This is a genomic window from Pseudarthrobacter sp. H2 (genome assembly GCF_050157045.1).
Lineage (GTDB): Bacteria > Actinomycetota > Actinomycetes > Actinomycetales > Micrococcaceae > Arthrobacter.
Genome location: NZ_CP189594.1, coordinates 284,788 through 303,748, shown reverse-complemented (window position 1 = coordinate 303,748; position 18,961 = coordinate 284,788). Strand labels below are relative to the sequence as shown.

General features: G+C 61.0%; 20 protein-coding genes. 6 read left to right on the top strand and 14 right to left on the bottom strand.

Annotated features, from left to right (window positions below):
• Window positions 1-25: 25 nt before the first annotated feature.
• The 3 genes from ACQCSZ_RS01465 to ACQCSZ_RS01455 all read right to left on the bottom strand — a co-directional run bounded on the left by ACQCSZ_RS01465 (window position 26) and on the right by ACQCSZ_RS01455 (window position 2,931).
• A complete protein-coding gene (locus ACQCSZ_RS01465) occupies window positions 26-982 on the bottom strand; it encodes a polysaccharide pyruvyl transferase family protein (RefSeq protein ID WP_427006380.1) in 957 nt (318 codons plus the stop codon).
• Window positions 983-1,193: 211 nt separating this feature from the next.
• Window positions 1,194-2,420: a glycosyltransferase family 4 protein gene (locus ACQCSZ_RS01460; RefSeq protein ID WP_427006379.1), complete on the bottom strand. Its 1,227-nt coding sequence runs from the start codon at window positions 2,418-2,420 to the stop codon at window positions 1,194-1,196.
• Window positions 2,344-2,931, bottom strand: coding sequence for a WecB/TagA/CpsF family glycosyltransferase (locus ACQCSZ_RS01455; protein ID WP_427008461.1), 588 nt, complete (start codon window positions 2,929-2,931; stop codon window positions 2,344-2,346). Before ACQCSZ_RS01455 ends, ACQCSZ_RS01460 begins: the two co-directional genes overlap by 77 nt.
• A gap of 546 nt (window positions 2,932-3,477) precedes the next feature.
• Here ACQCSZ_RS01455 and gmd point away from each other — a divergent pair.
• The 6 genes from gmd (at window position 3,478) to ACQCSZ_RS01425 (ending at window position 10,428) form a co-directional block, all read left to right on the top strand.
• The gene (gene gmd / locus ACQCSZ_RS01450) at window positions 3,478-4,506 is read left to right on the top strand and encodes a GDP-mannose 4,6-dehydratase (RefSeq protein WP_427006378.1); all 1,029 of its coding nucleotides are present in this window, start codon (window positions 3,478-3,480) and stop codon (window positions 4,504-4,506) included.
• Window positions 4,506-5,480, top strand: a complete 975-nt coding sequence (locus tag ACQCSZ_RS01445) for a GDP-L-fucose synthase family protein (protein WP_427006377.1) — start codon at window positions 4,506-4,508, stop codon at window positions 5,478-5,480. Before gmd ends, ACQCSZ_RS01445 begins: the two co-directional genes overlap by 1 nt.
• A gap of 58 nt (window positions 5,481-5,538) precedes the next feature.
• The gene (locus ACQCSZ_RS01440; RefSeq protein ID WP_427006376.1) at window positions 5,539-6,975 is read left to right on the top strand and encodes a sugar transferase; all 1,437 of its coding nucleotides are present in this window, start codon (window positions 5,539-5,541) and stop codon (window positions 6,973-6,975) included.
• A 309-nt stretch (window positions 6,976-7,284) separates the two neighbouring features.
• Window positions 7,285-9,072 (top strand): DUF4012 domain-containing protein, encoded by a 1,788-nt coding sequence (locus tag ACQCSZ_RS01435; protein WP_427006375.1) that lies wholly within the window; start codon window positions 7,285-7,287, stop codon window positions 9,070-9,072.
• Window positions 9,073-9,235: 163 nt separating this feature from the next.
• Window positions 9,236-9,871 (top strand): LPXTG cell wall anchor domain-containing protein, encoded by a 636-nt coding sequence (locus ACQCSZ_RS01430; RefSeq protein ID WP_427006374.1) that lies wholly within the window; start codon window positions 9,236-9,238, stop codon window positions 9,869-9,871.
• Between the two features lie 50 nt (window positions 9,872-9,921).
• Entirely contained in the window at window positions 9,922-10,428 is a 507-nt protein-coding gene (locus ACQCSZ_RS01425) for a VanZ family protein (protein WP_427006373.1), read from the top strand.
• Between the two features lie 44 nt (window positions 10,429-10,472).
• Here ACQCSZ_RS01425 and galU read toward each other — a convergent pair whose 3' ends face one another.
• The 11 genes from galU to ACQCSZ_RS01370 all read right to left on the bottom strand — a co-directional run bounded on the left by galU (window position 10,473) and on the right by ACQCSZ_RS01370 (window position 18,525).
• Window positions 10,473-11,366 carry a UTP--glucose-1-phosphate uridylyltransferase GalU gene (galU, locus tag ACQCSZ_RS01420; protein WP_427006372.1) on the bottom strand — a complete coding sequence of 298 codons (894 nt, stop codon included), beginning with the start codon at window positions 11,364-11,366 and terminating at the stop codon, window positions 10,473-10,475.
• A 51-nt stretch (window positions 11,367-11,417) separates the two neighbouring features.
• The gene (locus tag ACQCSZ_RS01415; RefSeq protein WP_427006371.1) at window positions 11,418-12,197 is read right to left on the bottom strand and encodes an enoyl-CoA hydratase/isomerase family protein; all 780 of its coding nucleotides are present in this window, start codon (window positions 12,195-12,197) and stop codon (window positions 11,418-11,420) included.
• 23 nt (window positions 12,198-12,220) lie between these two features.
• Window positions 12,221-13,453: a 1,2-phenylacetyl-CoA epoxidase subunit PaaE gene (paaE, locus tag ACQCSZ_RS01410; protein ID WP_427006370.1), complete on the bottom strand. Its 1,233-nt coding sequence runs from the start codon at window positions 13,451-13,453 to the stop codon at window positions 12,221-12,223.
• Between the two features lie 15 nt (window positions 13,454-13,468).
• Window positions 13,469-14,014 (bottom strand): 1,2-phenylacetyl-CoA epoxidase subunit PaaD, encoded by a 546-nt coding sequence (gene paaD, locus ACQCSZ_RS01405; RefSeq protein ID WP_427006369.1) that lies wholly within the window; start codon window positions 14,012-14,014, stop codon window positions 13,469-13,471.
• 2 nt (window positions 14,015-14,016) lie between these two features.
• Window positions 14,017-14,949, bottom strand: coding sequence for a 1,2-phenylacetyl-CoA epoxidase subunit PaaC (paaC, locus tag ACQCSZ_RS01400; protein WP_427006368.1), 933 nt, complete (start codon window positions 14,947-14,949; stop codon window positions 14,017-14,019).
• Window positions 14,946-15,263, bottom strand: coding sequence for a 1,2-phenylacetyl-CoA epoxidase subunit PaaB (gene paaB, locus ACQCSZ_RS01395; protein WP_427006367.1), 318 nt, complete (start codon window positions 15,261-15,263; stop codon window positions 14,946-14,948). The genes paaC and paaB overlap by 4 nt, the downstream gene beginning before the upstream one ends.
• Window positions 15,260-16,291 carry a 1,2-phenylacetyl-CoA epoxidase subunit PaaA gene (gene paaA / locus ACQCSZ_RS01390; protein ID WP_427006366.1) on the bottom strand — a complete coding sequence of 344 codons (1,032 nt, stop codon included), beginning with the start codon at window positions 16,289-16,291 and terminating at the stop codon, window positions 15,260-15,262. The genes paaB and paaA overlap by 4 nt, the downstream gene beginning before the upstream one ends.
• 139 nt (window positions 16,292-16,430) lie before the next feature.
• The gene (locus ACQCSZ_RS01385) at window positions 16,431-16,733 is read right to left on the bottom strand and encodes a hypothetical protein (RefSeq protein WP_427006365.1); all 303 of its coding nucleotides are present in this window, start codon (window positions 16,731-16,733) and stop codon (window positions 16,431-16,433) included.
• 843 nt (window positions 16,734-17,576) lie between these two features.
• Complete coding sequence (locus ACQCSZ_RS01380) at window positions 17,577-17,729, bottom strand: hypothetical protein (RefSeq protein WP_427006364.1); 153 nt, start codon at window positions 17,727-17,729, stop codon at window positions 17,577-17,579.
• 245 nt (window positions 17,730-17,974) lie between these two features.
• Window positions 17,975-18,127 carry a hypothetical protein gene (locus ACQCSZ_RS01375; RefSeq protein ID WP_427006364.1) on the bottom strand — a complete coding sequence of 51 codons (153 nt, stop codon included), beginning with the start codon at window positions 18,125-18,127 and terminating at the stop codon, window positions 17,975-17,977.
• A gap of 245 nt (window positions 18,128-18,372) precedes the next feature.
• Window positions 18,373-18,525 (bottom strand): hypothetical protein, encoded by a 153-nt coding sequence (locus ACQCSZ_RS01370; protein WP_427006364.1) that lies wholly within the window; start codon window positions 18,523-18,525, stop codon window positions 18,373-18,375.
• Window positions 18,526-18,961 lie beyond the last annotated feature (436 nt).

Genomic DNA, 18,961 nt, shown 5'->3' with positions numbered 1-18,961 from the left:
CGCCTGTGCGGTGATCTAGGCCCAGCTATTCCAGCACCCACGCGCTTAGGTTCTTCCTCCATTGTCCAATAGCGACGTGTGGAATCGCAAGTTTCCCTGGCTCCCGCCTGTCCACTTGTTCCCAATCGACATCGTTCAAGTCGTTCGACATTATGGAAATACCTATATCACGAGAAATCTCGGTGGCACGATTATCTATAGCCAGAATGGTGGATTTCACGCCAAACTGCAAAGCCCGAATCCCAGCGTGAAGGCGCGTCCCCACATAGTCCACACTCCCGCCGTTCAGCGCAGCATCAAAGTCGCTGAGTTCGGGGCCGATGAACTTAATTTGGCTGTCGAGGCTCGTCAAATAATCTCGGTCTTGAGAACCTTGGGGCCACACCAGGACCTCTCTATATCGGTCCCGGAGTCCTCTAATTAGACGCAAATCCCTCTTTGGGTTCTTATGATAGTCGGTAATAGTCATCAGGACGCTGCTCGGGGCCAGTGCTTGGGCCGACGTGTATTCCGGAAGTTTCCAGACAGTGGGGCAACTCGTGTTGATTGAGGCGACACCGAATTCAGCTAATCTATTAGCCGTGTAGGTGTCTCTTACGCTGTTCGCACCGCTGCCAAGAACATTCTTCCAAATGTGTCGGGATACCCCGTTTGCGGCAGACTGATATTGCCACCAACCCACGCCCATCGTCGATACGCGCCTCTTATAGGTGCCATATGAGCCTGGGTCCAGCCTCCATTGGATGTACCGCGGAATATTCCCGTTCAGCAGGTTCGTCCCACCCACTATGAATTTATTGCACGACCTTGCCAGGACTCGTTCCGACGGGCGCAAGAATGTCTGAGTCGGCAGGCGTACAATCTCCGTATCCCTAAGCGTCTCCCGTAGTTCACGGTGCACTGCATCAGCTATGATCTGGTCGCCCGTGTTGCGACTATTGAGACTGGGATCGAGCCATCCGACGCGGATCGTCTTGGTCATAAAAGATTTTCCTCTAATGTTCATTGGCAGACAGCATCGTGGCAGTCTGCTTGAATTTTCTTAAATAAGTATTCGGGAAATCGTCGAGCAAACACTCTCAGTCATGTGGTGCACAAAAATCCACGGGAAAAGTTTCGACGGAACACTCCCTTAATTCCCTAGACCCGTTCGGCAGAATCTACTAAGGTCGGGTATCCGATGGGAAAATATTCTATTCGATCACAGTGCTATCGATGGCGGAAAGTGTTAAGTTGACGTCCTCGGCTAACTCCCGCAGCCCACTTCGCCAGGCCGTTGAATAGGCGGTACGGGAAAGATGAGTTTCATAGTATGCTGCGGCATTAGCTCCAAACTTGTTCCGAAGTAAGTCATCTTTCGCAAGAAGCACCATCGAATCAGTCAATGACGCCTTATCGCCAGCTTTTATAAGAAACCCGGTACATCCATCTTCGACCAGGTCGCGAATACCTCCTGTGTCATAAGCAATCACGGGCAAGCCTCGTGCCATGGCCTCAACAATTGTCAGAGGTTGCGCCTCAAAAGCATAAGTACTCGGGAAGACTAGTACGTGAGAAGAATCCAGCAGTCGCCACTTCGTCGCCTCGTCTGCTTGGCCGATAAGATCAATACGATCACTGTATGGTGACCTGGATATCATGGCCCTGAGATCTCTCCTAGTGGATTCATCGGGCGAGGCTCCCGCGACCACGAATTTCGCTGACGACTCGACGGAGGCTACCCCAATGGCGGCCTCGATGAAGTCGGGTGCGCCCTTACCCGGTAGAAGATTAGAGAGGAACACGAACTTCGGAGCTGTGCACCGGACGGCCGCCGCTTTTGTTGGAAGACGATAGGGTGTGTTTGGAATTCTTCTTATCGTGCCGTGAGAGGCCCAAGAGACGTCTTTCACCAAAGCATCGCCTAGACAAATGGTCATCTTGGCAGCCCCCAGTGCCCGTCGGACGAGAACCTTAAAAATGCGGTTCTTCTTTGCCAAGTCAGAAAAACCACTCGTGTGAACGTAATTGACGATTGGACGACGAAGGGTGCGCAGTAGCTCAATCATCATCCAGTCGACAAGAAACGATGCCGGCCGATTCGTAATGAAAAGCACGTATGCCTGTGGTTTTCGCCGAAGATGGACGGTAATTAGTCGTCCCAGCAGGCCTATGGACTTGACAATCTTCAAAAGCGAGAAGCGGCCCACATCTCCGACCTTTTTACTGAAACGGCGATCCACCAAATGCCAATCGACGCCTAGTGAATCGAGAGTCTCCAAGAAGACTTGCGTCATAACGGTGGACCCGTGATGTGGCGGCGGCAGTTGACTAATAACGACGAGCGGTCCGACTGTTTCTTTTTTACCGGGGACCACGACCGCCCGTTTCATAGTTAGTAAATAGTCGCCAAGCAATTTGGAGAAATTTGATATTTCCAAATAGATACCGTCGCCACAGTCGGCGAGGCTCGGAAACGAGCCTGAACAACCACTCCAAGCATAAAGTTGTCATCCATCTAGGAGCTTCCCGGACTTCCCCGGCCGCAAAGTCGAAGGCGGCTCCGACCGCAATCGCCGTAATCCCTGTTGATTGTGTCAACCGGCCGGCCTCCGTATCCTGCTTGGGCGTTCCCAACCCAACCCAAATGATGTCGGGACGTGCATCAGAAATTCGCTTATCTTGAACTGCGCGCTCATTTTGAGTGAGGGCTCGGTAAGGCGGACTCTCCACGCCCACGATCTCACACCCTGGATACTCCAACGACAACGACTTTTGGAGTTTCCTGAGTACTACGGGAGAGGAGCCAAGAAGGTAATGACGGACTCCATAGTTGCGTCCGACATCAAATACGTCCAGGAAGAGCTTGGGGCCCCTAATCTGGTGAAGTCTTGGGACATGCCGCAAGACTTTCGAGACGATTGAAATCGGCTTTCCGTCAGGCAGATTCATTGAATCACCGGAAAGGAGTTCAGCATAGTCCTCGTCACCGTCCGCTAGTGCCAGAGTGTAGGCATTTACGAGGTGGACATGGCGCCCCTCGGACGCTTCGTCGACTGCCAGACGACATAGCTCGTGTGCCGCATCTGCTGGCGTCGTGGCTATGATCGGCACAACGCCGAAATAGTGGGAGTCAGTCGGCCAGGTCGTTTGGTTTCTTGTAACTTGCGCAGTCATGGGCCCCCCGGATGTTTTTGTTCACTCTTACTCACGGCCAAGAGTGTCTCAACCTCGATGATCATTCTCTCAGATCGGCTGGCAGTCGGAGTCACACCTCAGAAGCTCGGGTGAGAGTGGCCCCGGATCAACGATGCGAACGCCCGCATGATACCGGACGTAGATGATCTGTTCGCGCGTTGCACAACTGGACCCGGCGGAACGTCACATGCTGTTCGAGGTTTGACGAGGTTCTGACTATGATGGCACCAAACCAAGCTTTCAAATGTCGCTCTGCCGTCGTGTCGAGCGACATTTCATTTCGCACCCCTGGGGGACCACATGACTAAACGCGCGCTCATTACTGGTATCACGGGGCAGGACGGTTCCTATTTGGCAGAACTGTTGCTGAACAAGGGCTACGAAGTGCACGGACTGATCCGTAGAGCTTCAACTTTCAACACAGTTCGTGTTGATCACCTCTACGTTGATCCACACGATCCGAAGGCCAATCTCTTCCTTCACTATGGTGACCTGAGTGACGGTGCGCGCCTCGTCACTCTGTTGGCGGACATCAAGCCGGACGAGGTCTACAACTTGGCGGCCCAGTCTCACGTTCGAGTGTCCTTTGATGAACCAGAGCACACTGCCGACACCACGGGGGTGGGAACCATTCGACTTCTCGAGGCCGTGCGTATGTCAGGCATCGAGACCAAGTTCTACCAAGCGTCCTCCTCGGAGATGTTCGGCGCCACGCCTCCCCCGCAAAACGAGGACACCCCGTTCTATCCGCGATCGCCCTACGGCGCCGCGAAGGTATACAGCTATTGGATCACCAAGAACTACCGTGAAGCGTACGGAATGTACGCGGTCAACGGCATCCTGTTCAACCACGAGTCCCCACGCCGCGGCGAAACATTTGTGACGCGCAAGATTACCCGCGCAGTAGCGGCCATCAAGGCCGGCAAACAGGACCTGCTTTACATGGGAAACCTCGACGCCGTCCGCGACTGGGGGTACGCAGCAGAGTACGTCGAAGGCATGTGGCGCATGCTTCAGGCCGAGGAACCCGATGATTTTGTCCTCGCAACCGGCGGCAACTACACCGTCCGTGACTTCCTCCAGATTTCATTTGAGCATGCGGGTCTCAATTGGGAGAACCATGTCCGCTTTGACGAGCGTTACCTGCGACCGACCGAAGTTGATGCCTTAGTAGGAGACGCTTCGAAAGCCCAGGAGAAACTTGGCTGGAAGGCCTCAGTCCACACTCCGGAATTGGCCCGGATCATGGTCGATGCCGACGTTGAAGCCTTGAAGCACGCCGGGAACCACTGGATCGACAGCGTAGACCTCGACAGCTGGAAGAACTGATGCACGGAAAAATCGGTTTCGTTCCAGGCAAACTGGACCGGTCGTCAAGTTTCTACGTTGCCGGTCATCGTGGACTGGTTGGCTCCGCGATTTGGCGGAAACTTGAGGGTGAGGGCTTCACAAACATGGTCGGCCGCTCGTCGGCAGAATTAGACCTAAAGAACCGCGATGCGGCCTTCCAGTTCTTTGCGGAAACCAGGCCGCGTTATGTGGTCCTAGCGGCGGCCAAGGTCGGAGGCATTCTTGCCAACAATACCTATCCCGTGGATTTTCTCAGCGAGAACCTGCGCATCCAGGTAAATGTCCTGGACGCCGCCGTTGAACACGGAGTTGAGCGTCTGCTCTTCCTGGGCTCTTCATGTATCTATCCGAAATTCGCCGTACAGCCCATCCGAGAAGACTCGTTGCTCACTGGGCACCTGGAGCCGACGAACGACGCGTACGCCGTCGCGAAGATAGCCGGCATCATGCAGATCCAAGCTATACGAAGGCAATACGGACTTCCTTGGATCTCCGCGATGCCCACAAACCTTTACGGTCCGGGCGACAACTTCTCACCGGAGGGCTCCCACGTTTTGCCCGCCCTTATCCGCCGATACGATGAAGCGGCGCGGTCCGGAGCGGAGAGTGTCAGTAACTGGGGAACTGGCTCCCCTAGGCGCGAGTTCCTCCATGTGGATGACATGGCCGCGGCGTGCCTCCACCTGATGGAGAACTATGACGGTCCCTCGCAGGTCAATGTCGGGACCGGTACGGACGTCACCATCAAGGAGCTTGCCTCCATCGTTGCCGACGCCGTTCGCTATGAAGGAGACATTCAATGGGACTCGTCCAAGCCTGATGGAACTCCACGTAAGCTCCTGGACGTTTCAAAGCTCTCCGAAGCCGGCTGGACCGCATCCATCGGTCTCGAGGAGGGTATCCGAGAAACAGTCGCGTGGTACCAGAGCAACATGGCATCCCTTCGCGAGTAGTCAAGGCTGTCCATCGCCGCCTAACCACGGCAACTAGCTTCGAAATGGGGGAAATCTGATGCCTACGGGCACTGATTGGCGCGCGCGATCGTCACGTCGCCTGCGGATCGTCGACGCATTCGTAGTGGTTTGGGCCGTGGTTGGGGCCTTCAACATCCGGTTCGGCATTGAACCGAATTTCGTAGTCGCCGGCCAGGAATTCACCTACACGTGGCTCTCGGTTGCGCTCGCCCTCGTTTGGTGGATCATGCTCGGAGCTTGGAATAGCAGGCAGACCCGGATTCTGGGTGCTGGGCCCGACGAATACAAGCGCGTTGCCGCTGCTTCATTGTGGTTGTTTGGGCTTGTCGCCATTTTCTCCTATGTGTTTCGCCTCGACACCGCTAGGGGGTACGTGGGTGTGGCGTTGCCGGTAGGGCTGGTTGGCCTGCTCCTTGGCCGATGGCTCATCCGGCAGCACCTGAACATCAGCCGCCAGCGCGGTCACAGCATGTCGCACTTGCTCATTCTCGGGGGTCCAAGTGCCGTCGCGCATCTGGCTTCGTCCCTGGAACGTGCAAAAGGTGCGGGATATTTACCGGTGGCAGCATACACACCGGGCTCTCACGACGGTCCCGCGGTAGAGCCTGAGTCAGGGCTTCCGATTCTTGGCTACCGACCCGATACGGCGTCAATACTAGGGGCAATCGACGCCTGCAACGCCGATGCAGTGGCAGTGTCAGCAGGTGTTCAGTTGCACCCGCAGACACTAAGACACCTGGGGTGGGAGCTGGCGTCCCGCAATATCGGACTGATCATGGCTCCAGCACTAACTGATATTGCGGGACCGCGGATCCACACTCAACAAGTGGCCGGGCTCCCCCTCATCCATGTGACAACGCCTACTTTGGAAGGCGGCCAGGGCGTCGCAAAGCGCCTCTTTGACGTCTTTGTATCGACGCTACTGATCATCCTCGCGTCCCCCGTGATGGCACTCGTGTCGATACTCGTGAAAGTGGAGAGCCGAGGTCCCGTCCTCTTCAGGCAGGAGCGCGTTGGTATGGAGGGCGAGCATTTTCGGATGTTGAAGTTCCGGTCCATGGTGGTGGATGCAGAACAGCGCCTGACGGATCTGACGAACCAGAATGAAGGAAATGGGCTTCTCTTCAAGATGAAGAATGATCCACGGGTCACGCGAATCGGAAGAGTTCTCAGAAAATTCAGCTTGGATGAATTGCCCCAGCTCTTCAACATTTTTGCGGGCACCATGAGCTTGGTGGGCCCGCGCCCACCGTTGCCCTCTGAGGTCGCAGCCTACGAGCATGATGTGCGTCGACGGCTCTTGGTGAAGCCTGGCCTCACGGGACTCTGGCAGGTTAGCGGGCGTTCAAATCTATCGTGGCAGGACTCAGTCAGGCTTGACCTGTACTACGTGGAAAACTGGTCCCTGGCGGGGGATCTCATCATTTTGCTGAGAACCTTCCGTGCCGTTTTTCGTGGCTCGGGCGCATACTAAACCACCTCCAGGACAAGAGCCCATAATAGGCAAGGAACAAACAATGCGAATTTCGGTCATCGGCTGCGGGCGCCTAGGCGCAGGTCATGCAGCGTGGATGGAAAAGCTAGGCCACGAGGTCATCCTGACGGCCGCAACGTCGTGGTCGCCGCCAAACGGCGTCCCGCCGGATGGAACTATCGCGGATTGGGGCGTCCGTAGACGATGACTGATAGTCACGAGGCGCTTGAGGCCAGTAGCAATAACACGGGGCAGAGTAGCGGCACGAAGTCAACAGACCGCAGGGTTCGGTGCCCCCGAGGTCGTGTATTGATAGCTGCGTCATGGCTGGCGCTCGCCGCTGTACTCGCGATTGCTGTGGGGGCGTGGCTAAGCACGCGAGCCACCATCATTAAGGATGAACTTGAGGCAACCGCACAGCTCATCCCGGTGCTCAAGGAAAATATTGCTGGCGACAAGCCACAGGAGGCCAGTGCGACGGCCGACCAGCTCCGCTCCCACACAGCGGCGGCCCGCGAGGCAGCAGGAGACCCGCTCTGGACCTTGGCCTCTGCAGTTCCCGTACTCGGTGCCAACTTCAGCGCCATCGCCGAAGTTGCCCGGTCAGCCGACGATGTAGCGGCATTGGGCGTGGCCCCTCTGGTCAGGGTGTTCGATTCCCTCAACTGGGACAGCCTGCTGCCGAGCAGCACGGGGACGGATCTGGATCCTATCCAAAAGGCCTCCCCCAGCGTTTCAGCTGCCGCCCACGCTGTACGCGCTTCTGCCGAACGGCTGGACCGAATCGATGCCAACAGCCTGTGGCCCCAGGTGTCGGAGCCGTTGACCCGGGCCCGTGAGCAGCTTCAGACAGTGACCGGCGCCCTGGATGTAGCAGCGAATGGCGCCCGACTCGCCCCTGGCATGCTCGGGGCAGACAGCCCACGGAACTACCTGCTCATGATCCAGAACAACGCCGAAACCCGCGCATCCGGCGGTATCCCAGGAGCACTGGCCGTACTCGCCATCGACCACGGCAAGTTAACCCTGGCCGCACAAAATAGTGCTAACGGCATGGGGTTCTTCTCCCCGGCTCTACCCGTGGACGCCGAGCAACAGCAGATTTATTCAGCTCGACTCGGGGAGTACATGCACGACGTCAATCTGACCCCGGATTTCCCCACCGCGGCCAGTACGGCCCAGGCCATGTGGGAGAGAAAGACGGGGCAGCACGTGGACGGCGTCATCTCCCTGGACCCTGTGGCGCTGGGCTATGTCCTGGACGCAACCGGACCGGTGAAGATCACCAACCCCGAGTTGCTTGCGCTGGCCAAGGGCGCATTGCCGACTGAACTGAACGGCCATAACGTGGTGGCAACCCTGCTCTCCGATGTCTACGCCAAGATCGCGCAACCTCAATATCAGGATGCTTACTTTGCAGGGGTAGCCAAGGAAATCTTCGGCGCCCTGTCCAGCGGGAAGGGCGAAGCCAAAGGTTTGATCGAAGGCCTCACCCGGGGAACGACGGAAGGCCGAATCCTCGTTTGGTCCGGCTCAAGCGCTGAACAGGCGGTCATCGCGAAATATCCGCTGAGCGGATCCATCGCCGGCCCCAGCGTCTCCCCCGCACAGTTTGGTGTCTACTTCAATGACGGAACCGGCGCCAAGATGGACTACTACGTCAAGCGGACCGTGCAGCTTATGGAGGAATGCACCGGCGACGAGTACGGGCAGGTCAAGGTGCGCATCACCAGCACCAACACGGCCCCGGCAGACGCTGCCACATCGATTCCGGCGTATGTCACCGGCGGAGGTTCCTTCGGTGTTCCGGCAGGGACGGTCCAGACCAACGTCATTGCCTACGGTCCGGTCCAGGCCACCGTCCAAACAGCCAGCCTGGACGGCAAGAAAATCAGCTTCGCAGCAAACCGCCACGCCAATAGGCCCGTGGGATCTGTAACCGTCGCTCTCGCCCCCGGCCAGAGCAGCACCGTAGAGTTGACCTTCGGCAAAATCGTCCAGCACACGGAACCTAACGTGGTTGTCACGCCCACAGTCCAGGCCGTCAAAGACGTCGTTTTAGCCTCAGAGCCGGCCGAGTGCGGTCCCAGCAAATAGACACTTCGTTAACAGTATGTAAAGCGACTTGATTCACTTTGGTAACAGGCGTCACGGGGTGCTACCGTCTACTTGGATATCAAATGAGATTTCACCCTCTGTCCGCTCGAGGACCGGAAATCTCCATCGCGTGACACGAATTTAACGGTCTCAGGGGGACAAATTGAAGAAATCACTTGCAGCACTGGTGCTCGCCGGCTCGGTCGCACTCATCGGTGCAGTTCCGGCCATGGCGGACGACTACACGGCGCCGAACCAGGGCGATCAGGGTGGCGAGCAGGGCCAGGTTGACAACGGCGACGTCCAAGAGGGTGAACAGTTCAACTTCTCCGGCGGCGGTTTCACACCGAACGAGCCCATCCGGGTTGACGTTGAGGAGACCGGCGGCCCTCAGGCAATCGGCGGCGGCTTCTCGGGTGGCGCCAGCATGGCAGCTCCGACCAAGATCACCCTGCCGTCCGCAACGCAGACCTTCAACACACAGGCCAATGCCAGCGGCCGTTTCTCTCTGCCGGTGTCCATCAACGGAGCGGGAACGTATCGGCTGACCGCAACCGGCCTGGTTTCCGGCCACTCGGTTCCCGCCACCGTGACCGTCAAGGCTGCAGCCGGCGGCTCCGGTACAGGCCTGACCAACAACGGCGGCGGCACGGCCACCAACTCCGGCCCGGCCCTCGCCAACACCGGTGCGGACACCAGCCTGGTTCTCTGGTCTCTGGTGGGCGCTGGCGCACTGGCTGCCGGCGTAACCTCAGTAGTGGTGGTCCGCCGCCGCGCGAAGGCTGACGCCGCCGCCTAAGGGCACACAAGCACCAAAGAGGGTGGGCAGTTCCCGGGGAAACCTGAGAATTGCCCACCCTTGTCTTATCTCCCCATGAATCCCGGAAATCCCGACCCGAGGCCACCTTGAAGCTACTGGAAAAGCCACCGCTGTGGCGCGCAGTACTCGCGGTGATGATGGCCGTGCTGGCGCTGGTTGGCTTCTGGCCGAGCCCTGTCGACGCGCCAGCCCAAGGCGGAATTGACAGCGCCCTGGCCTTCCTGCACGCCCATGGTATCCCCGGTTGGATCAATTACTCGTTCGTGGAAAAGTCAGCGAACGTGGCGCTTTTCATTCCCTTCGGGGCCGCCACCTCCTTGGCTTATCCGGAAAAACGGTGGTGGCAGAATGCCGCACTCGGGCTGGCGGTGTCCGGCTGCATGGAGCTGGGCCAGCTGCTGTTTCTTCACAACCGGTTTTCAAGTTGGGTTGATGTTGTCACTAACTCGGGAGGCTCTTTAATAGGGGTGCTCCTGGCGGTGGCAGCCGTCCACTCCTACCAACAGAAACAGGCCCAACGCTTCAATCAGCGTTGAGCCTGTCCAAAACCAGTTTCTGAGCCTGCCGGCCAGCCTAGTGCTTAGTTGTTGACGAAGCCCTTTATCCAGGTCTTGAGCTCCTCGCCGAACTCCACCCGCTCGGAGGCCAGGGTGATGACGGCCTTCAGGTAGCTCAGCTTGTCCCCGGTGTCATAGCGGCGGCCCTTGAAGACCACCCCGTACACGCCGGATCCTTCACCGTCGGCCGCTGCAAGGGTCTGGAGGGCGTCGGTCAGCTGGATTTCCCCGCCCCGGCCCGGTTCCGTCTTCTCCAGGACGTCGAAGACGGACGGGTGCAGCACGTACCGGCCGATGATGGCCAGGTTTGACGGCGCCTCCGCGGCAGAGGGCTTCTCCACCAGGCTGTTCACCCGGACGTACTCTTCGCCGTCGATGGCGGTGATGTCCGCGCAGCCGTAGGCGCTGATCTGGGACGGGTCCACCTCGATCAGGGCGACCACCGAACCACCTGTCTTGGCGTGGACCTCCATCATGGTGGTCAGCAGCTCGTCACGCTCGTCGATCAGGTCGTCGCCCAGCAGCACGGCGAACGGTTCGTCGCCAACATGCTGGCGGGCGCACAGCACGGCGTGCCCCAGGCCCTTGGCCTCGCCCTGACGGACGTAGTGGAGGGGCCCCAGGCCGGAGGCATACTGGACGGCCTCCAGGCGGGCGGTGTCCCCCTTCAGCTCCAGGGTGCGCTCCAGGTTCGGTTCCCTGTCGAAGTGGTCCTCCAGGGCGCGCTTGTTGCGCCCCGTGATCATCAGGAGGTCCGTCAGGCCGGCGTTGACAGCCTCTTCCACCACGTACTGGATGGCCGGCTGGTCCACGACCGGCAGCATCTCCTTCGGCATCGCCTTGGTGGCCGGCAGGAACCGTGTTCCCAGACCGGCGGCAGGAATGACGGCTTTAATTACTGGTTTCCCCAAAGTCATACCCGAACCTTACAAGTTGTCGGCCAAAAACAGAATTGCCCCGACCGGCCGTTAGCCCTTGAAGATGGGCTTGCGCTTCTCCTGGAAGGCGCGGAAACCCTCGGAGTAGTCCTCGGTCTTGCAGAGCCGGGCCTGCTCGGCGTTCTCCTCTTCCATGGACGCCCAGAGGCCCAGGCGCTGGTCCCGGATGTGCGCCACGAGTTCCTTGCTGGCGTTGAACGCGCTGGTGGCGCCGGTGGCGGCCTTGGCCACGATGGCCCGGGTGCTCTCCAGCAGTTCGGCGGCGGGCATGGCCCGGCTGAACATCCCCTGCGCCACGGCCTCGGCGCCGCTCATGAGCTCGGCGGTGTAGATCAGGTCCAGGGTCCGGTGCATGCCCAGGCGTTCGGTGAAGTACCAGTGCCCGCCGGAATCCAGGGTGGCGCCGAGGTTGGCGAACGGCGAGCCGAACTTGGCGTTCTCCGCCACATACACCACGTCCGTGGCCAGCAGCAGGCCCAGCCCCACGCCGAGGCAGGCCCCCTGCGCGGCGGCGAAGGTGGGCGCCGGGAAGGCGCTCATCTTCTGCAGCAGCGGCTGGAGCAGCCCGCCCAGGTACGCCTGCACGTCGTCGGTCTCCGGCGTCACGCCGGCAATGTCGCGGCCCGCGCAGAAGGCCCGTCCCTCCCCCCGGAGCAGCAGCGCCCGCACCTCACCGCGGCCGGCGGCGTCAGCGGCGTCGTCGTACGCCGTGCCGAGGTCCTTGAGTGCCTGCTCGTCCAGCGCGTTCAGCTTGTGCGGGGCGTCCAGGACGATCTCGGCGATGCCGCCGTCGATGGAGAGGGAAATCATGGGGCTCCTTGGATTCAGGCGGGTCAGACGTCGAAGTCGACGGTGACTTCCGGGGTGGTGGGGTGCGACTGGCAGGTCAGGACGTAGCCCCTGTCCAGCTCGTCCTGTTCCAGCGCGTAGTTCTCGTCCATTGTGACGGCACCGGCCACCACCTTGGCGCGGCAGGTTCCGCAGACGCCGCCGGCGCAGGCGAACGGTACGTCGGGGCGGACCCGCAGGGCCGCGTTGAGGATGGATTCGCGGGCGTGGGTGGGGCTGGTCACATCGCCCTGGAGCCCGTCCAGCTTGAAGGTGATCTTGTACGTGTCCTGGGACTCGTCCGCGACCACCGGACGGCCGATGTTGCCCTCGGGGCGGTCCGGCTTACCGGAGGTGAACAGCTCGAATCGGATGTGCTCGGGGGCGACGCCGCGCTCGGCCAGGGTGTCGCGGCACAGCTGCACGAGCTCGAACGGCCCGCACAGGAACCATTCGTCCACCGTCTCGGCCTGGATCGCGGTGCCCAGCAGGGCCTGGAGCTTCCCGGCGTCGATCCGGCCGCTGAGCAGCGGCGCGATCCGCTGTTCGCGGGAGAGCACGTGGTGCAGGGCCAGCCGGGACGGGTACTTGTCCTTGAGGTCCGCGAGCTCCTCAAGGAACATCACATCCATGGCCGCCTTGTTGGCGTAGACCAGGTCGAAGCGCGTCTCCGGGTGCGCCGCGAGCAGGGTCCGGGCGATCGCGATCACCGGGGTGATGCCGGAACCGGCCGCGATGGCCACGAAGGAGCCCGGCTCCCCCGCCAACCCGCCTTCCAACTCTGTCGGGTGGTTCATGGAGGTCATCAGGTTCTGCTCTTTGCCGTCCCGGCCGTGCTTGGAGACGAACGCGCCCATCGGGCTCATGACGTCCAGGACGTCGCCGGCCTTGAGCTCGGCGTTGGCCCAGGTGGAGAACAGTCCGCCGAGGTCCTTCTTGATGGCCACCCGGATTTCGCTGCTGCCGTCTTCGAAGCTGCGCGGTTCGGCGCAGATGGAGTAGCTGCGGCGGATCTCGTGCGGCTCGCCCTGCTCATCCGGCAAGGTGGTGCGCAGGGCGACGTACTGGCCCGGGAGGTAGTCGAACTGCCCGCTCAGCTCGGCGGGGACGCCGAACTTCACCTCGATGGCGTCATCGGTCAGCCGGCGGACCTCGTCCACCGTCAGCGGGTGGAAGGACGCGCGACGGCGGCCGGTCGCCGCGGCCGTTTCGGCGGCGGTCTGGCGGACAACACTCATGGGAGTACCTGTTCCTTACAAAACTTTGAAGTAGTCGAACGGTTCCTTGCAGTCCTGGCAGACGTACAGCGCCTTGCAGGAGGTGGAACCGAAGCGGGTGAGTTCCTTGGTGTGCAGCGAGGAACACTGCGGGCATTTCACCGCCAGGCTCAGGCGCACGGGCCCGGCATGCCGGACGGCATTGGAATGGCCCGACGGCGGGGCGATGCCGTACTCCTCCAGCTTGGCCTTGCCGGCCTCGGTCATCCAGTCCGTGGTCCACGCCGGGGAGAGGACCAGGTCCACGTCCACGCTTCCGTAGCCTTCGGCCGCGAACGCCGTCTTGAGGTCATCGCGGATGGCGTCCATCGCCGGGCAGCCGGAGTAGGTGGGCGTGATGGTGACCCGGACGGCCGGTGCCGTCCCGGCGTCGTCCGCTCCTGCTGTCTCTGCCGTGGCGGTCAGCAGTTCGACGTTGCGCAGGATCCCGAGGTCCGCGACCGTGAGTACGGGGATTTCCGGATCGCACACCGTGGCCGCGATGTCCCAGGCCTTCTGCACGGCTGTTTTCACATCAGCCATGGCTACCACGTGGCTCCCGGGTACTCGCGGGCGAGCACCTGCATTTCGGCGAGGAGGTAGCCGAGGTGTTCGGAGTGCAGGCCGCGGCGTCCGCCGCCGGGAGCGGCCTTGACCTGCGGGACCTCCAGTTCCGCTTCGGCGAGGACTTCGCCCGTGAGGCGGTCGAAGTCCGCCCGCAGGCTGGAAGGCTCGACGGCGGCACCGGTCCCGGCCAGGCGGGCGGTGAGCTGGTCGTCGCGGAACAGTTCGTCCACGTACGGCCAGAGGACCTGGAAGGCGTGGATCATCTTCGCGCGGGACTCGTCGGTGCCGAGGGCCAGGCGCAGGACCCACTGGGCGCTGTGGTCGCGGTGGTAATCCACTTCCTTGACGGCCTTGGCGGCGATGCCGGCCAGGGTGGCGTCCGTGGATTCGGTGAGCCGGCGGTACAGCTCGTACTGGTAGTAGCTGACCACGAACTGGCGGGCGATGGTGACGGCGAAGTCCCCGTTGGGCTGCTCGAAGATCTCCACGGAGCGGAACTCCGGCTCGCGGCGGAAGTAGGCGAGGTCATCCTCGGTCTTGCCCCAGGCGCCGCCGGCATAGGTCAGGAAGGACCGGGCGTGGCCCAGCTGGTCCAGGGCGATGTTGCCCAGGGCAATGTCCTCCTCGAGCTCCGGTCCGCGGGAAATCCAGTGGCCCAGGCGCTGCGCGAGGATCAGGGCGTCGTCGCCCAGGCGCAGGGCGTACTCGGCGACGTCCTCGCTCGGTTTGGCGGTGCCGCGGCTCACGGCCAGGGCGATGTCCTCCGGGCGCAGGGCGTTGCCGGGCGTGATGCGGGTGGCGCTCGCCGCGGCGTCGCCGCTGCCTGCGCCGGCTCCGGGGACGCCGACGGAGATGTCGCCGTGGCCGCCGGTTTCTTCTGCGGGGACCGCAGTCTCAGGCGTGGTGCTCACAGGTGCTTCACGCCCTCGCTCTTGGTGTAGTACGTGGCGTGGCGGTAGTCCTTGCCCTGGGGCGACTCGAAGAACGCGCCCTTGGAGTCCGGATCGCTCGAGGCGATGGCGTCCGCCGGGACAACCCAGATGGACACGCCCTCGTTGCGGCGGGTGTAGAGGTCACGGGCGTTGCGCAGGGCCATCACGGCGTCCGGCGCGTGCAGGGATCCGGCGTGGACATGGGAGAGGCCGCGGCTGGAGCGGACAAAGACTTCCCAGAGCGGCCAGACGTTGCCTGCCGTGTGGGCAGCGGGTGCGGTTGAGTCGTTCATGCTGCAAATTCCTTCTGTGCTTGCTTGCGGCTCTGTTTATCGGCATAAGCCGCCGCGGCTTCGCGCACCCAGGCGCCGTTTTCGTGGGCTTCGCGGCGCCGTTCCAGGCGCTGGGCGTTGCAGGGGCCGCGGCCGGCGAGGACTTCGTGGAATTCATCCCAGTCCAGCGGGCCGTGCTCCCATTTCTTGGTCTCTTCGTTGAAGCGGATGTCCTTGTCCGGCAGCGTGAGCTCCAGGACCTTGACCTGCTCCATCATCATGCCGACGAAGCGGGCGCGCAGCTCGTCATTGCCGAAGCGCTTGATGTTCCACGCCATTGACTGCTGGGAGTTGGGCGAATCCTGGTCCGGCGGGCCGAACATCATCAGGGCCGGGGCGTACCAGCGGTCCACGGCCTCCTGGGCCATCTGCTTCTGCTCCGGCGTGCCGTGGGAGAGTTCCAGCAGGATCTCGAAGCCCTGGCGCTGGTGGAAGGATTCCTCCTTGCACACGCGGACCATGGCCCGGCCGTAGGGGCCGTAGGAGGCGCGGCACAGCGGCACCTGGTTGGCGATAGCGGCGCCGTCGACCATCCAGCCGATCGCGCCCATGTCCGCCCAGGTCCGGGCGGGGTAGTTGAAGATCGAGGAGTACTTGGCCTTGCCGTCCATCAGGTCCTGCATCATCTGGTCCCGGGGCTGGCCGAGGGTCTCGGCGGCGGAGTACAGGTACAGGCCGTGGCCAGCCTCGTCCTGGACCTTGGCCATCAGGATGGCCTTACGCTTCAGGGAAGGGGCCCGGGAGATCCAGTTCGCCTCCGGCTGCATGCCGATGATCTCCGAGTGCGCGTGCTGCGAAATCTGGCGCACCAGGGTCTTGCGGTATGCCGGGGGCATCCAGTCGCGGGGCTCGATCCGGGAGTCATCCGCCATGACTTTGTCGAAGTATGCCTGGCCTTCAGCGTCACGCCGGGCCGCATCTTCGAGGCTCTGTTCGTGCTGTGCAGGTGTTTGCTCAGCGGACACTGACTGCAGGGTCTGCGATGCCATGGGTTGCTCCTATGCATATCCGATAAATAATTACCGACCGTTCGTTCAGAATATGCGGAAGGCGCCAGATGCGTCAAGCACAGGGCGGGGGTGAGGGCGGCCGGCAGGCGGCCGTGACGGCGGCGGGCCGGCGCGGAAGCTAACGACTCTTACGGCTGATCTGGAACGAGTCGCCCCCATCCTCGTCGTCACGATCGACATAGGCCGCAAAGTCCGCCAGTGACATGAAGCAATAGAAATCGCTATATCGATAGGTCGATTTGTCGGCCTTGGTTGCCATGGTTCTCACCGTTTCGAAATGGTTCGAGTGTTCTGCTTGCTGGTGGTGCCTCGTTGCCGCAGAGGCGTTGGGCGATGCAACGTGCGACAGTCCTGCCGTAGCCGGCCAGAAGAATACGTCCACCACATCGATAAAACCGTCGTGTTTGGTGTCGTAACCCACCGCATCCGCCCATCCGTCACCGTTGCTGCCGACGGCGTAGGTATCGAAGTAGCCGTCACAATCAGTGTCTGGCGCACCTACGACAAAAAGGTGGCCTCAACGAACACCTCGGAATCCTGCGGGCACAAATAGGGCTGCGCACCTGGTGCGCACCCCTCCCGGACCGCTTCAGCACTCGCGCCCTCGGGGATCCTCGGCCGGTCCTTCGGCTTGAGTGTTTACGTTTGCCTCAGCGGGCAGACTCCCGGCTGCTGATTGAAAAGCCATCTTCCCCGTCGCGGTCATCACGTGAGACATACGCGGTGAAGTCTGCCAGCGACATGAAGCAGTAAAAGTCGCAGTAGCGGTACTTCGATTTCTCTGACCTCGTTGCCAATTTGGATGCCTCTTCATTCACTGTCTCTGGGGGTGCGGTGCCGGTTGACCAACAATTCGGGACTTCCTGAATTTGTTGATACCCGTTAGAGGTCCGGTACTGCCGAATTGTTCCTTGCAACTGGTGCGGATTTCAGGGAACTTTCCGAAGGAATGCCGCATCTAACAGACCTTGTGTGTGCCTTGCCGAACAGAGGGTGCGACGGGTGGAGAACTACACGCCGAGGCTGTGGAGGTGCCAGAGGAACTTCCGTGAGGCCCCGGCACTATCGGTGCGGGCCACAAACTTCTACCCGGCCCTGGCGCGGTTCCGTCGATGATGAGCGGGTCCGCGGCCGCCGCGGACAAAGTCGGGTTCCGTTCCCCGGCGGCGCGGCCCCTCCGGGGTTTTCCCGGCCGGAAGGTGCCGGACACAGAAGCAGGGTGCGCACTGCGTGCGCACCCTGCTTCTGTCAATTTTTGTTCGGGTCAGTAGAACCAGACGTCCTCAACGTGGACCGGGTTCCAGCCGTCACAGGGGTTGAAGTCCTGCCAAACGGAGAACGTGCCGTCCGAGTTGGGGGTCAGGTCGATGGCGGTGTCGTAGCCGTTGATGCCGTCCTTGTCGAGATATTCGTACATGGTGTTCTCCTTGTTTCGGGGGAAGCGGGGGCTTCCTGGTTTTGTTGATGTGTATTTAGAGGCGCCCAGGGGCTGGAAAGTTCCCTCAAAAAAGACGGGATTCCAGGGAACATTTGCTGCCCCCGGCAGCATCAAACAGACATGGAGTTATTCGCGTTTCCGGTGGTGCCGTGCCCGATGACGCGGCACACAGAAGCAGGGTGCGCACTGCGTGCGCACCCTGCTTCTGTCAATTTTTGTTCGGGTCAGTAGAACCAGACGTCCTCAACGTGGACCGGGTTCCAGCCGTCACAGGGGTTGAAGTCCTGCCAAACGGAGAACGTGCCGTCCGAGTTGGGGGTCAGGTCGATGGCGGTGTCGTAGCCGTTGATGCCGTCCTTGTCGAGATATTCATACATGGTGTTCTCCTTGTTTCGGGGGAAGCGGGGGCTTCCTGGTTTTGTTGATGTGCATTTAGAGGCGCCCAGGGGCTGGAAAGTTCCCTCAAAAAAGACGGGATTCCAGGGAACATTTCCTGCCCCCGGCAGCATCAAACAGACATGGAGTTATTCGCGTTTCCGGTGGTGCCGTGCCCGATGACGCGGCACGCAGAAGCAGGGTGCGCACTGCGTGCGCACCCTGCTTCTGTCAATTTTTGTTCGGGTCAGTAGAACCAGACGTCCTCAACGTGGACCGGGTTCCAGCCGTCACAGGGGTTGAAGTCCTGCCAAACGGAGAACGTGCCGTCCGAGTTGGGGGTCAGGTCGATGGCGGTGTCGTAGCCGTTGATGCCGTCCTTGTCGAGATATTCGTACATGGTGTTCTCCTTGTTTCGGGGGAAGCGGGGGCTTCCTGGTTTTGTTGCTGTGCATTTAGAGGCGCCCAGGGGCTGGAAAGTTCCCTCAAAAAAGACGGGATTCCAGGGAACATTTCCTGCCCCCGGCAGCATCAAACAGACATGGAGATGCGTCCGGAAGGAGGATTGGCAATGGGTGATCTCCCTATCGGCTATCCAGGGCTTCGCTCCAGCGCGGAGCAGTTCTTGGACGAAGTCGAGGCTCTGCTCGGGCCGCTGTGGATGCCCAGGTCCGTGCGCTGGGGGAAATACTGGCGCAGCAGGCCATTGGTTTTTCATTGATGCCGCGCTGCCAAGGCGAGTGCACAGGCGGAGCCCCGGATATCCGGCTCCGCCTGGCCTGCCTCCCAGCCCAAAAATCCCACGTGTTGCCCCCACGGCGTTGCCCGCCGAGGTC